Source organism: Bacillus sp. SKDU12 (genome assembly GCF_010093085.1).
GTDB classification, from domain to species: domain Bacteria; phylum Bacillota; class Bacilli; order Bacillales; family Bacillaceae; genus Bacillus; species Bacillus mexicanus.
In genome coordinates this window covers 96,147-109,918 of sequence record NZ_MSRC01000018.1, presented here as the reverse complement: position 1 = coordinate 109,918, position 13,772 = coordinate 96,147, and the positions used below count along the sequence as shown (strand labels likewise).

At 44.0% G+C, this 13,772-nt stretch carries 15 protein-coding genes; 1 reads left to right on the top strand and 14 read right to left on the bottom strand.

The features are described from left to right. Positions 1 to 11 precede the first annotated feature (11 nt). From rsbU to acpS, 9 genes are all read right to left on the bottom strand, one after another. Positions 12 to 1,019: a phosphoserine phosphatase RsbU gene (rsbU, locus tag BTW01_RS16615; RefSeq protein WP_162104099.1), complete on the bottom strand. Its 1,008-nt coding sequence runs from the start codon at positions 1,017 to 1,019 to the stop codon at positions 12 to 14. Between the two features lie 11 nt (positions 1,020 to 1,030). Next, a complete protein-coding gene (gene rsbT / locus BTW01_RS16610) occupies positions 1,031 to 1,432 on the bottom strand; it encodes a serine/threonine-protein kinase RsbT (protein WP_162104098.1) in 402 nt (133 codons plus the stop codon). 3 nt (positions 1,433 to 1,435) lie between these two features. Beyond that, a complete protein-coding gene (gene rsbS, locus BTW01_RS16605; protein ID WP_162104097.1) occupies positions 1,436 to 1,801 on the bottom strand; it encodes an RsbT antagonist protein RsbS in 366 nt (121 codons plus the stop codon). Between the two features lie 4 nt (positions 1,802 to 1,805). Beyond that, complete coding sequence (gene rsbRA / locus BTW01_RS16600; RefSeq protein WP_162104096.1) at positions 1,806 to 2,630, bottom strand: RsbT co-antagonist protein RsbRA; 825 nt, start codon at positions 2,628 to 2,630, stop codon at positions 1,806 to 1,808. A gap of 115 nt (positions 2,631 to 2,745) precedes the next feature. Further along, entirely contained in the window at positions 2,746 to 3,096 is a 351-nt protein-coding gene (gene ndoA, locus BTW01_RS16595; protein ID WP_003156187.1) for a type II toxin-antitoxin system endoribonuclease NdoA, read from the bottom strand. A gap of 4 nt (positions 3,097 to 3,100) precedes the next feature. Then, positions 3,101 to 3,382, bottom strand: coding sequence for a type II toxin-antitoxin system antitoxin EndoAI (gene endB, locus BTW01_RS16590; protein WP_003225183.1), 282 nt, complete (start codon positions 3,380 to 3,382; stop codon positions 3,101 to 3,103). A 114-nt stretch (positions 3,383 to 3,496) separates the two neighbouring features. Then, positions 3,497 to 4,666 (bottom strand): alanine racemase, encoded by a 1,170-nt coding sequence (gene alr, locus BTW01_RS16585; protein ID WP_162104095.1) that lies wholly within the window; start codon positions 4,664 to 4,666, stop codon positions 3,497 to 3,499. 111 nt (positions 4,667 to 4,777) lie between these two features. Beyond that, on the bottom strand, positions 4,778 to 5,794 hold the full coding sequence (locus BTW01_RS16580) for a LolA family protein (protein ID WP_162104094.1): 1,017 nt from the start codon (positions 5,792 to 5,794) through the stop codon (positions 4,778 to 4,780). Positions 5,795 to 5,958: 164 nt separating this feature from the next. Then, positions 5,959 to 6,324: a holo-ACP synthase gene (gene acpS, locus BTW01_RS16575; RefSeq protein WP_162104093.1), complete on the bottom strand. Its 366-nt coding sequence runs from the start codon at positions 6,322 to 6,324 to the stop codon at positions 5,959 to 5,961. Between the two features lie 93 nt (positions 6,325 to 6,417). Here acpS and BTW01_RS16570 point away from each other — a divergent pair, with 93 nt between their 5' ends. Further along, positions 6,418 to 7,017, top strand: a complete 600-nt coding sequence (locus tag BTW01_RS16570) for a rhomboid family intramembrane serine protease (RefSeq protein WP_162104092.1) — start codon at positions 6,418 to 6,420, stop codon at positions 7,015 to 7,017. A gap of 191 nt (positions 7,018 to 7,208) precedes the next feature. Here BTW01_RS16570 and BTW01_RS16565 read toward each other — a convergent pair whose 3' ends face one another. The 5 genes from BTW01_RS16565 to BTW01_RS16545 form a co-directional block, all read right to left on the bottom strand. Further along, positions 7,209 to 8,690: a PH domain-containing protein gene (locus tag BTW01_RS16565; protein WP_162104091.1), complete on the bottom strand. Its 1,482-nt coding sequence runs from the start codon at positions 8,688 to 8,690 to the stop codon at positions 7,209 to 7,211. Continuing rightward, positions 8,680 to 9,159, bottom strand: a complete 480-nt coding sequence (locus tag BTW01_RS16560) for a PH domain-containing protein (RefSeq protein WP_162104090.1) — start codon at positions 9,157 to 9,159, stop codon at positions 8,680 to 8,682. Before BTW01_RS16560 ends, BTW01_RS16565 begins: the two co-directional genes overlap by 11 nt. A gap of 171 nt (positions 9,160 to 9,330) precedes the next feature. Further along, a complete protein-coding gene (gene cshA / locus BTW01_RS16555) occupies positions 9,331 to 10,824 on the bottom strand; it encodes a degradosome RNA helicase CshA (protein ID WP_162104089.1) in 1,494 nt (497 codons plus the stop codon). A 397-nt stretch (positions 10,825 to 11,221) separates the two neighbouring features. After that, on the bottom strand, positions 11,222 to 12,595 hold the full coding sequence (locus tag BTW01_RS16550) for a UDP-N-acetylmuramoyl-tripeptide--D-alanyl-D-alanine ligase (RefSeq protein WP_162104088.1): 1,374 nt from the start codon (positions 12,593 to 12,595) through the stop codon (positions 11,222 to 11,224). Between the two features lie 71 nt (positions 12,596 to 12,666). Beyond that, positions 12,667 to 13,752 (bottom strand): D-alanine--D-alanine ligase, encoded by a 1,086-nt coding sequence (locus BTW01_RS16545; RefSeq protein ID WP_162104087.1) that lies wholly within the window; start codon positions 13,750 to 13,752, stop codon positions 12,667 to 12,669. Positions 13,753 to 13,772: the final 20 nt, after the last annotated feature.

Here is a 13,772-nt window from a genome sequence, read left to right as displayed (position 1 = left end):
GCTGATTGATGCTAAACCTTTCTTCGCAAAACAATTAACGTAAAATCATCATGAAGCTGAAAATCCTGCAATTTGAGGAGGCTGTCATAAATGTTTTTGACCATTTCCTGCGCGGAAGAACACATATGTTCCTCAATAAGCTTCTGCAGATCAGGACGCTCCAAGAAACCGTTTTCCGTTCTGCATTCTGTGACACCGTCAGAAAATAAGACAATCATATCGCCCGTTTCGAGGTGCTGATCGAATTGTTTGTAGTCATAATCCTGCGAAATGCCGAGAACAAGTCCTTTGGCTTCTAAATCGTAAAACGTGTTGTCTTTTTGAGAATAGTAAAATCCCGGTTCATGTCCCGCTGAAGCATATGTAATTTGATGTTTATCCATATTGTAATTTGCATAAAACATCGTAATAAACATACTCGCATCAACGTTTTGTTCAACAACTCGGTTTAAGTTTTTCAACACCTGAGAAGGGTGTATGCCCGTTTCCGGTAAAGAATCCATCGCATATTTAATCATGGACATACAAAGAGCAGCCGGAATGCCTTTTCCGATCACGTCCGCGATTGCGATATTAATCGATTCCTTGTCTTTTACAAAATGGTAATAATCACCGCTCATCTGTTTAGCAGGCACACTGATGGCCCCGATATCCAGCGCTTCTTCCATCGGGATCTTTGTTCCGAGCAGAGTCTGCTGGACATTGGCCGCGATTTCAATTTCTGATTTGATTTCCTGCTGTATTCCCCTTAGTGTTTGATGCTCCTGATAAGCCATTCCATATCCAATCATGACTTCTATTAAAAAATCCAGCGAATGAAAAACATCTTCCGGGAGACTTGGATACAGCTCCTTCAGCACTTTTCTGTGAATACTGATGATTTCTTCCGGAGGAATTTGATGCTCGATTGTTTTTCGGCTGAATTTTTGGGCTTGATATAAAGATGTTTCTGTTAATTCGGCGATATATCGGCTAAGCAGCTGATGATACCGCTGCTCAATAACCTCCCTGAAATCCACTTTCTAACCTCCTACCGAAGCCACTTAATGGCTTGTATCTCTGTTCCTTCCCCCGCTACGGAATTTAAACTGAATTCATCCATCAGCCTTTTCACGCCGGGAAGTCCCGCTCCGAGTCCGCCAGACGTTGAAAATCCGTCTTCCATGACTTTGCGGATATCAGGAATTCCCGGCCCTTGGTCTTCCGCTATGATTTTTAAACCCTTTTTTCCTCTGTCTAAGACTTGTTCAATTCCGATCTGGCCTTTGCCGGCATATAAATAAATGTTCCTGGCTAATTCTGAAATAGCCGTCGTAATCCTAGCCTGGTCTACCGTGCCGAAACCCAGTTCTTTGGCAACGTTTCGCCCCAGTTGTCTAGCAGCCACGATATCCCATTCTGTCATGATTTTCACACAGGATTGGTCGTTCATTCGCTATTCCCCCAATTCCCGCTTCAATGTATCAAGCCCTTGCTCTAAGTCGAGCGCAGTTTCAATTTCCTCAAGTGCGATTCCGAGTTCAATCAGCGTCACTGCTACAGCAGGCTGTATTCCTGTCAAAACCACTTTTGCGCCCATTAATTTAGACATCGTGATTACATCGCCAAGCACTTTAGCGATAAAAGAATCAATCATGTCGACAGAAGTCAGGTCAATCACAACTCCGTTAGCACCTGTTTCGTATATTTTATTTAATAAGTCTTCTTGAAAGGTTAATGCAGTTTGGTCATCTAGTTCCCATTGAATGGACACTAATAAGCAATTATACAGTTTCAAGATCGGGATTTTCGGATGTCTCAAAATGTTATTCCCCCAATGAAACGATTTTTCGATCTGTCATTTCCAAAGCTGTTTGAATTCCTTTTTGCAGGGTATTCTTAGTTATAACTTGAGATAAATCAATGCCCAGATTAACGATGGTTTGAGCAATTTCCGGACGGATTCCAGCGAGCAGGCATTTTGCTCCGACAAGCCTTACCGCTTCAGATGCCTGAATAATATGATGGGCAACCATCGTATCGACGACAGGGACACCTGTAATGTCAATCAGCACAACTTGGGAACGGTGTTTGACGACGCCGTTAAGCAGGTTTTCCATAATGCGCTTTGCGCGTTCGGTATCAATGGTTCCGACAAGCGGCATTACGGTGATATTTTCAAATACCGGGATGAGCGGCGCCGATAGCTCCTGGAGCGCGATTTTTTGCAGTGATACTGTTTTTTCCCATGAGATTGAGTATTGATTTAAGATTTCTGTATTAATCGGGCTGAAAAAGCGCTCCATTCGCCAAATTAATTCCGTACTTTCTTGATCTGGCAATCTCTTATCATTCATTTTCATATAGAGACGCTTCCAAAATTCAGTCAGCGCCGTAGCCAGAAACTTCAAAGAAAGTCCGATTTGAACGGCTCTCAGCGCCAGTTCGCTGATTTGGTCTTCAGCAGTGCTGTCATCCTTAACAGATGAAAGCAGAATGTCGATATACTCTTTAGATATATTTTCATACACTTGGTCAGTCAGCTGATATGATTCTTGCTCGCTTAATTCTTTTAGTGTGTCAGTCCAAAGTTGGAGCAGTTCATTTTGATTCTCGGCAATGAACTGGTATACAGTCTGATTCGACATCAAATTCGCTTACCTCCCGATAAAAAACAACATATTTTTTTCGTTATTCCACTATTATATCGCTTATGTTTTTTGAAAACAAAAAAAGTTGCTCTATTTGAGCAACCTGTACATATGTCTAAAAATCAATGAGTGCCAGACTGATTTGTAAGGCTTCATCAACCTTATCCATCATTTCATCATCCAGATGAGTAATCTTATCCGTTAATCTTTGCTTGTCAATCGTCCGAATTTGCTCCAGCAAAATAACGGAGTCTCTTTCAAAACCGTAGCGTTTTGCATCGATTTCGACGTGGGTTGGTAATTTCGCTTTCTGTATTTGGGCTGTTATGGCTGCAACAATAGCAGTTGGGCTGAAGCGATTTCCGATGTCATTTTGGATCACTAAAACCGGGCGCACTCCGCCTTGTTCTGAGCCAACAACAGGAGATAAATCAGCAAAATAAACATCGCCGCGTTTCACAATCAAATGATTATCCTCCGCTGACTAAGCGCTCAACTGTCGTTTCAGCCTCGCACTCCGCAAAGTGAGCCTCAGAAGAAATATTCAGGTTGATTTTCGCCATTTCCATATAGCCGCGTCTCATCAAATCACGATTGTGACGAGTTGTTCGTTCGCTGACATACGCTCTCACTGCTTGTGATATCAGTTCATTTCTGCTTCGTTTCTCCCGCATCGCTACACCATCCAATTCAGCTACTAGGTTTTCAGGCAGGCTGATTTTCATTTCGGTTCTTGCGCTGGATTCAGACAAAAAACATACACCTCCACCAAACTTACGGATACGACTCTTTATCCATCCAGTGATAATGATACCATTATTCACTCATCAAGCAAAGCTGTTTTATGAATTCTTCATTGGGGTGAGCTATTTGCTTGCATTTTCCTGCAATAAAGGATTTCTCACTTCCATTATACTCTCATTTTCCAAAAACATACGGGGAACACGGGAACTTATTGTACAAGACACCTCGTAGTTGATGGTTTCAAGCCTGTCTGCAATTTCATCCATGGAAATATATTCATTTGCCTGCCTGCCAATCAACGTGACTTTTGTGCCTGGCGGATATTCCTGATCCAGTTCCACCATAAACTGGTCCATGCAAATTCGCCCGGCGATTCTCAAACGTTTTCCCTTCACAAGAATCTCGGTTCCTTGCAATTTTCTAAGCCATCCGTCCGCATATCCGACAGGCACCGTCCCGATCCATGTGTCTTTTTCCGCTGTGTATTCCGCTCCATAGCTGACGCTTTCGCCTTTTTTGATCAATTTGACATGAGACAGCGTTGAATGCAGGGTAAATGCGGGACGCAGCACAAACGGTATTTCATCTGTAATGTCGGCCGACGGACGGAGGCCGTACATGCCGATACCGAAGCGGACTGCATTGAAAAAGCCTTTTTTCAGACGGAGGCCGGCGGCGCTGTTCGCGCAGTGCACCATCATTTTCTTTAGCGGGAGCGGAGCAATCAGTTCTTTAAAACGCTCAAATTGCATGAAAAAATAGTCTCTTTCTTTTTCATCCGCTGTCGCAAAATGAGTAAATACCCCTTTGCATTTTAAACGGGGATTGCGGTCAAGAACCGCCATCACGTGACGAACTTCTTCTTCAGTTTTTACCCCAAGCCTGTTCATCCCCGTATCGACCTTCAAATGAAAACGAAGAGAGTCCTTTTTCAAGTGGCGGGCAGCCTCCTGAAGCCATTCAACAGAATAACCTGTTAATGTCACGTCATATTGGGCCGCAATTTCCGCATATTGCGGAGGAACCGCTCCAAGCACCAATATAGGTGCCTTCAGACCTTTCTTACGTAATGAAATCGCTTCATCGAGAATGGCTACGGCCAAGCATGAAGCACCTGCGTCAAGAGCCGCCTGCGCTGTTTCTGCGTCACCATGCCCATAGGCGTTCGCTTTTACAACTGCCATCAGATGGACATGTTCGCCGATATGTTTTTTCATATTACTGACATTTTCCTTTATCGCGGACAAGTCGATTTCCGCCCACGTATCTCTGTAAAAAGGTTTTGTGCTCATTATGACACTTCCTAGCTTTTATTCATTATTATTTACATATCATACTAAAATTAAAGGGCAAAGGGAAACGATGCCAAACGAAAAAAAGGCCAAGTGTTTGGCCTTCAGCTTTTATTTAGATGATTGACCTTGCATGCTTTTCGCGACTGTCACCATTTCCTCTTTCGAAAGGTTTTCAGAGGAGAGAAGGTAATCTACGCCGGCATATGTCCATGATAATGAAGCATCCGACAAGGCGCCGATAGTGTAGCCAAGGTTTACCGGCTCGCCGTTCATTGTGATTGAGGAAGAAGCTTTGGCAATTTGGGCTTTTTCCTGAATTAAGGTAAATGATTTTTCTCCTCCGAAAGTCATGATGATCCGCTTTCCATCCTCAGTAGAAATATCTTTTTCTTCAAGAAGTTTTACGCCAAGCGGCAGTTCAAGAGGTGTTTTGACCGCGAATGTCTCGGATGGCTTCGCACTTGTAGCGACATCCATTTGGGAAAGAGTCATATTTTTCTTTTCATCAAATGATTCTTTGTCAAATTGTTTATTAAATTCGAAACTGCTGAATTCTACTTTTACCATGACTTTCCGGTCAGTATCCATGACTTTGACAGAGGATGGGCTCATATCTTTTTTGTTAAATGTGATTTCTTGTGTTGGCAGCATTTTATTATGCTGATAGTTCGTTTTTGTTTCGAATACGTATTTCTTTTCTTTCGCAGTAAAGACCGCATCCGAATCGTTTTGAACATCCTTTACGAGCGATTCAAACAGGTAGATCTGGCTGCTGTTGTTCGGCCAGTCGCTTTGAAACCTGAAGCTCTTATTTAAAGACGGCGTGAGAACAAATACTCCGTTTTCGTTTCGTAAAATGACTTGATTTTGGTCCTTTTTGGAATTTTCTAAATAAACCCTGTACAGAGATGGCTTTTTGTGCCAGATTTCCACATTGTATACTTGAGGCTCACTCCCTGTCTCGATGGTCATTTTCGCTTTTGCTTTGTACGAGGTGTATTCTTTCGCCTTTTCATCTAAACCGGTCACAATATCTTGCTGTGTTTTTTGCCCGCAGGCAGAAAGAATAAGGACAGCAAGCAGTCCCGTTAAAAGCAAAACAAAGCTTTTTCTCACCTTTTTCAACCCCTTTTTCTCAATTGATGTAAAAGGAAGAAATCGCTTGTTTGGCTTTAACGGTACGCTCGGTACACGTTAGACAGAACGAATGCGTACCATAAAAGCCTCAAACAACTTGTCTCCCTTAATGCACTATCAAATATATGAGTGGGGTTTCCCTAATATGCAGACTAGCTTGACAACCTTTCAATGATAACCTGCGCGGCTGCATATTCTTTTGTATGAGTGATCGATACGTGGACAGCGGCTTGGCTCAGCTTCGCACAAGTGATATAAGGCTTGCCATTAGGATCTTTCTTAATTTCAATGTCTTGAAAACTGAGCCGCTTCCCTATACCAGTGCCATACGCTTTCGAGAATGCTTCCTTTGCCGCAAATCTGCCCGCGAGAAATTCGATTTTTCTGCTCTCTGAAAGCCCTTGGTATTGGTCCAGCTCGCTCTGCATCAACACACGCTCTGCAAACCTTTTCTGGCGGCCGGCCATCGAAGCGACTCGATTAAGCTCGATGATGTCTATTCCAATGCCATAAATCATGTATAATAACCTCCTTTGCGTATGTACTATTCGAATGGTTTGTCTCATAAACGTGTTACGATAGAAATATCAAAATAAGAAAAGGGGCTCGGAATGTTTATACGGACGGAAAATGTACAAACGTTTATCAGACTTTATCCCATTGTCACCTTTATATTGGCCTTACAAGCCGTTCTCTGGCTACTTTTTTCACTTCCTGTCCATTCAGTTGCGTTATGGAGAGATGCAGTCACAGGCTATAATCTAGGCGTCGCAAACGGTGAATGGTGGCGGCTGATCACCCCAGTTTTGCTGCACGCCGGTTTTACCCATCTGCTGTTTAATTCCATGTCCATCTTTTTATTTGCCCCGGCTTTGGAACGTATGCTGGGAAAAGCGCGTTTCCTGCTTGTGTACGCCGGCTCCGGCATCATCGGCAACATCGGCACATATGTCGCAGAGCCGCTTGATTACGTGCATGTCGGGGCTTCAGGCGCGATTTTCGGACTGTTCGGGGTGTATTTGTTTATGGTTCTTTTTCGCAAAGAGCTGATCGGTCAGGAGCATTCTAAAATGATTCTCACACTGCTCGCATTTGCCGTGCTCATGTCGTTTATCAACTCCAATATTAACATGACGGCCCATCTGTTTGGACTTTGCGGCGGATTTCTCCTCTCGTTTTTATGTGTGCAAAAAAAAGAGCGGCGGTTTTAACCGTCGCTTCAGATTGTTGACAACATCCTAGAACGGTTTTCATTTTAGGATGTTGTCATCTTTTCAGCGTGATTGAAAATCCTTGCAGTCTAGGAAGGACGAGCGGAGCAGAGCGAATGGTAATTCGCGAGCACCAACGCGCAGGACTGACAACGAATGCAAGGGGTTGTCAATACGCTTGAGCGGCGGTTTTAATCGTCCGCTCTTTCATATGAGTACCAGTTTAAAATGAAGTCTGCATCCTCTTCCCCTATATCCCTCACCGTTAACTCTTCCATATGGCTCGATGATTTTGCCGAGGTCGAAATGGTGTACAAGCGGCCCTTCTTTTGAAAATAGGATTGGCTGAACTTACAAACCTGCATTCGTCTTTTTAACACAATGGCGGTTGTTCTGCTGATAAATCTGGACGTCAATTGAAAGCGGTCTCCACTGATCGTCCATGATGCATCTTTATACGCGAGGTAGCCGAGGATCAATTCAATCGGAAGTAAGATAATCGTCAGATAACCCCATGGCTGAAAGAAGATGCATATTGGAATGATCAAAAAGAGTGAAAAAATGACGGAACGGAACAGATATCGTTTCAACGCGCGGCGCGGCAGACGACAGACGGTTTCTTCCAGCGTATATTCCGGTGTAAACGTCCGGAGCATGTGAGGAAGCTTTTTCTTATGAATCAACGGAAAAAGAATAGTCAATGCGCCTTCTTCTTTTTCTCTGTCGCCTCCTCCCGCGCTGACGATAGATACCGTCACAAAGCCGAAAAGCTGGCGTATGATGTTTTCTTTTATTTTAATGGCTTGTATTTTTCGAAGCGGAACGGTGACTTGGTGTTTTTCAATAATCCCTCTTGAAATCACCAATTCCTGCTCTTTTTTTATGATTTGAAAATTCGCGTATTTAAACATCATACCGGCGATGCTGAACACCCAGGCGATCAATAAACCAATAAAAATAAGGACAGCGTAAATGCCGATGCTTGCGTGATGAAGAAAGGAAAATTTATCGAAAAACCAATCCATCGGCAGTACTTCGTCAAGCTGTGTAAAAAGCGCAAATACAGCAGAGATTATCACTCCGATTCCGCCGGACGTGGAAGCGGCCATAAGCAGCTCTTTTACGTTCATCCGATAATGTTCTTGCTGCTCAACAGCCGGAATGAACTCCTGCTCAGCTTCAGGTGATTCTTCATCTTGTTCGCTTTTGTGCTTTTGGGCTTTCCGCTTAAAGACGGCTTCCTTGATGCGTTCGGCTTCTTCAACAGAAATAGCAGAAAGTACAGCTTCCGCTTCCTTGCCTCCGCCTGCTGTTTCAATTTGCAGCTTCACAAGCTTAAAGATTTGCTGGACCACTCCTGCGCTCGTATTCATTGTTTGAATACGCTCGATCGATATGTATCGCTTTTTCGTAACAAACAAACCTTCTTCGATTCTAAATTCATCATCTTCAATTCGATAGGTAAACCTTCTCCAATTGATGATGCTTGCTATTATTAGCCAGATAAACAGTATACCAAGCGCAATAGCTCCGTAAAAACGGACAGTATTGTTCGAATTGACGATATACACAAAAAAGAATGGCAGAATGATATTTTTTATCGTTTGAATGATGGTATGGCATAAATTCAAAATAACTGCCGCCGGGTGCAGGCGTTTCGGTTCAGACATCATCGTCAGTCACCCTTGCCAGGCGAGAAATGGAGTCTCTCAGCCGATCCGCTTCCTCCATCTCCAAAGCAGGAATTGAGTGAACGGTCGCGGCCGTGGAAATTTTCACCGTTGCCAGATTGTACTTTTTCAATATCGGTCCCTGCGATGTATCGACGTGCTGTACCCTGACCATCGGGACAATCACACGCGTCACCACAAAAATGCCTGACCGAATATCTATTTCATGTTCATGGACTTCATAGCGCCACACTTTATGACGGATCTTCGGAACGATAAAAACCGTCACAATCGAACCCAGCAGCCAAACCGCTCCGAGCCCGCCGCTGATCCAGTATGGCCAGTGAAAATAATAGCTTAACACTGCAGCCGCTATGATGATAAGCAAGCAGACAGCGGATATGATGATTTCTTGAAGTCGCCAAACCTTTAATCCGTCTGGACTGATTTGGTTTTTTGGCTGGTCTCTCAAATTACCTACCTCCCTTTTTTCGTTGGTTACCTATACGTCTCTTATATAGAAATGGTTTCATTTTTAAGCATACATAGAAAAACAGCATTCGTCAGCTGCAAGTTTGCTGAATAACCAATCGTAAACATAAAAAAGCCCAAAACGTCATGTTTTGGGCTTTAATTAATCGTATTAGTATGATTTTTTCTGGCGTCTGTCACCTGAAGAACGGCGATCGTTTGAACGCTTTTTGTCATAGGAAGAACGGTTGTTGTTGCTGCTTTTCCCTTTTCCGCCGCCGCGGTAGCCGCCGCCTTGTCCGTCTCTTCTTTTAGAAGAACGCTGGTTTTTGTAGCGTTTGCTGACCATTGGCGCTTCGTCCGTCAAGCGAACCGGTGTAGCATCCGGCTCTTTTGTAGACATTTTGATAGCCGCCGCAACCACTGTTACTGCATCATGATCTTTAAGCAGCTCAGCTGCCGCTGTCATGTAGAAGTTCAGGTTGTTTTCACTGATAGCCGTGCGAAGACGTTCAACAGTAACCTGCTGCTGGCCTTCTAACGCTTCATCAAGTGTAGGCTCCTTCATGTGGTCCATTTTGCGTTTTGTTGTTTGTTCAATTGCGCGAAGCATGCTTTTCTCACGCGGTGTGATGAACGTCATTGCCATACCTGTTTTTCCTGCACGGCCTGTTCTTCCGATACGGTGAACGTAGCTTTCAGGATCTTGAGGTACGTCAAAGTTGTATACGTGTGTTACACCTGAGATATCAAGTCCGCGAGCGGCAACATCAGTTGCGACAAGAACTTCGATTGCACCTTCTTTAAATTTGCGAAGCGCAACCATACGTTTCGCCTGCGTTAAGTCACCATGAATTCCTTCAGCCGCATATCCGCGAAGGTTCAGAGCTTCAGCCAGCTCATCGACACGGCGTTTTGTACGTCCGAATACGATCGCAAGCTCAGGAGACTGAATGTCAAGAAGACGAGTCAATGTATCGAATTTTTTACGCTCTTGCACTTCTAAATAGAACTGCTGAATGTTAGAAACTGTCATTTCTTTCGCTTTTACTTTTACGTGTTCCGGCTCAGTCATGAATCGCTCTGCAATGCGTTTGATCGGCGCTGGCATTGTCGCAGAGAACAAAAGTGTCTGATGCTCGCTCGGCACGTTTGAAAGAATAGATTCAATGTCGTCAATGAATCCCATGTTGAGCATTTCATCCGCTTCATCCATTACAACAGTGTTTACATTGTTTAAACGAATTGTGCGGCGGTTGATGTGGTCAAGAAGACGTCCAGGTGTTCCCACAATAATATGCGGATTTTTCTTTAATGCTCGGATTTGCCGTCCAATATCCTGACCGCCGTAAATAGGAAGCACCTTCGCACGCTTATCTTGTCCGATTTTATATAATTCTTCAGATACTTGAATGGCTAATTCACGGGTTGGTGCGATTACGATTGCTTGAATATTAGGAGACTCGTGGTTAATTTTTTCAACAAGGGGTATACCAAACGCAGCTGTTTTACCTGTACCTGTTTGCGCTTGTCCAATGACATCTTTATTTGAAAGTCCGAGCGGTATCGTTTGTGCCTGAATTGGTGTTGCTTCTTCAAATCCCATACGATTGATTGCCTTCATGAGATCAGAACTTAAATTAAAATCTTGAAACGTTATAGTCAAATTATTCAAACTCCTTCTAATTGCTGTTTCAGTAATGTCGTGGTTTACCACTTAAAAACTGCCCTTTAGACAGAAAGGACAGGATCCATACGTATACAAAGCCCGAATTACTTTATATTTTATATTACCATTACACTATTTGTTTTTCAATAAGATGAGAAGCAGATCGGCTTCTCGAATATGCCGGCTGGCTCATCCGCTCTCAAAAGTCCGGCGGAGAACTTCGGGTCAGCGGATGAAAGTCCGGACGAATATGTTCGCATTGCGAAATAACCTGTATATATTGTATCATAGCCGCAGCCTGCCAGACATACATAATTTCATGCCGGCATACATTAGTGTTTGCACATCATATTATTTTATGACGCAATATGCGTTTTTCCGCAGGATTTTTTTCTTATAAAAGCGGGCTCTCTATTAAATCTTTAACGATTTCTTCAAGCTTCATACCTCTGGACGCTTTGAATAAAATCAAATCTCCCTTAGACGCGCTTTCCTTCACCGCTTGGAGGAGATCTTTTTTCTCAGTGTAATGACTGACGCGGTCTTTTTCAAAATGTTTCAACGCGCCCTCCGCGATAAACGCTCCCAGTTTTCCGTACGTAAAGACGCGATCGATTTTCTCAGGGCTGATCACAGCGCCGCACTCTTTATGAAATGTTTCTTCAAGATCGCCGAGTTCAAGCATATCGCCGAGCACGAGCATTTTTTTCCCGTAGCCGTCAAGGCTTTCTGTCAATTGAATGGCAGCCTTCATGGATGTCGGGCTCGCATTATAAGCGTCATTGATAATCGAAACCCCACTGTCTGCTTTGATGAGCTCAAGTCTCATGCCAGTTACCTTTAGTCCGCTCAGCCCTTTTGCCGCATCCTCAAGTGTGATGCCGAAATAAGCTCCTGCTGCAATCGCAGCCATGGCGTTCATGACATTGTGCTTGCCGAGTATCGGAATAAAAAACGTTTTTTTCATTCCTTTAATTGTAAAATGGGTTCCTGCTTCACTCTGGCTGATATCCTGAAGCTGGTAATCATTTTGCGCACCAGTTCCGTACGTTTTCGTTTGGCAGCTGTATGCTTGTTGAAGGAGCGGTTCGTCTCCGATATAAATCAGCACGCCGTCTTCTTTCAGCCCGTTAATGATTTCCAGTTTCGCCTCCGCAATGCCTTCTCTTGAGCCAAGGTCTTGCATGTGGGATTCACCGATATTCGTAATTACTGCCGCATCCGGGTTTGCCAGACGGCTCAAAAGGTCAATTTCTCCTTTGGCGCTCATTCCCATCTCCAATACAGCGATTTCTGTATCTTCAGGCATGGCTAAAACAGTCAGCGGCAGGCCGATGTGATTATTGAAATTCCCTCCTGTTTTATGGACACGGTACCGGGTTCCCAGGACGGCGTGGATCATATCTTTTGTTGTCGTTTTGCCATTGCTTCCAGTTACCCCGATGACACGGGCGCCAAGCTCTTGCAAATAAGCTTTCGCAAGCTGCTGAAGAGCTAGAAGAGTATCGTCTACTAAAATAACCGCATGATTCTCAGGCGGATTTGGTTCAGACCGATCCCACAGAACGGCTGCTACACCGGCTTCAAAAGCCCGCGGCACAAAAGTGTGACCGTCAAAACGTTCCCCTTTCAGCGGGATAAAAAGCTGATGTTGCTCCAGTTTTCTTGTATCAGTTGCCACTCCATGAATGATTGTTTGTTCATATTGCGGATTTGTCAGTGTGCCTTTAACCATATCGGCAATATTCTTAACTGTTCGCTTAATCAAGTGAGATTCCTCTCTTTCTTTTGTATATACGGGAAAAGACACTGCCCTCTTACCGGCAGTGTCCATCTACATTAGAATGTATGCTTAATGAATTGTTTCTCAGCGTGGCGTTCTTTTGCAAGTTCTACAAGCTGTTCAATCAAGTCCGCATATTCCACTCCGGCCTCTTTCCAAAGCAACGGGAACATGCTGAAAGGTGTAAAGCCAGGCATTGTATTGACTTCATTGATCAGAACCTCGCCGTCAGCTGTCAGGAAAAAGTCTGCTCTGACAAGACCTGAACCATCGATCGCTTTAAACGACTTAATCGCCATATCACTGATTTTCGCGTATTCCTCATCGGTCACAATCGCCGGGATTACAAGGTCCGTGTCGCCGTCCTCATATTTCGCTTTGTAATCGTAGAAATCAGTTTTCGGCGCGATTTCTCCCACAACAGAGCATTTAGGATCGTCATTTCCAAGTACACCAATTTCGATTTCGCGACCGTTAATTCCTTCTTCAACGACGACTTTTCGGTCATATTGGAATGCAAGCTCAAACGCTTTTTGCAGTTCTTCACGGTTTCGGCATTTGCTGATTCCGACACTTGAGCCAAGGTTAGCCGGTTTTACGAAGCAAGGGTAGCCTAATTCCTGTTCTACCTGCTCACAGCTTTCTTCCGGAGAACGCGTCCACTCTTTCTTAAGGAAAGCTGCGTATTTCGCCTGAGCAAGGCCGGCCTGCGCGAATAAATGTTTCATAACTACTTTATCCATGCCGGCTGAGGAAGCAAGCACACCATTGCCGACATAAGGAATATTCAGCAGTTCAAGCATCCCTTGGATCGTACCGTCTTCTCCGTTTGGTCCGTGGAGGAGCGGGAATACGACGTCGATGGCTTCATTTTGCTGTGATACTTCCTGCGGAAACATCTCTTGGTTCAGAGCAGCTGGAGAAAAAGCACTGCCCCCTTGCTCAAATTGAAGCATTTTCACATTTGAAACAGGCTCAGTTAAACGGGCGCCTCTGACCCATTCGCCTTTTTCAGTTATATAAATTGGATGTATATCAAACTTCTCAGTATTTAACGCTTTGATTACAGCCAGAGCTGTCTGCAGAGAAACATTATGTTCTGCCGACTTTCCTCCGTACACTAATCCTAGACTTGTTTTCAATGGATACTCCCCCCACTACA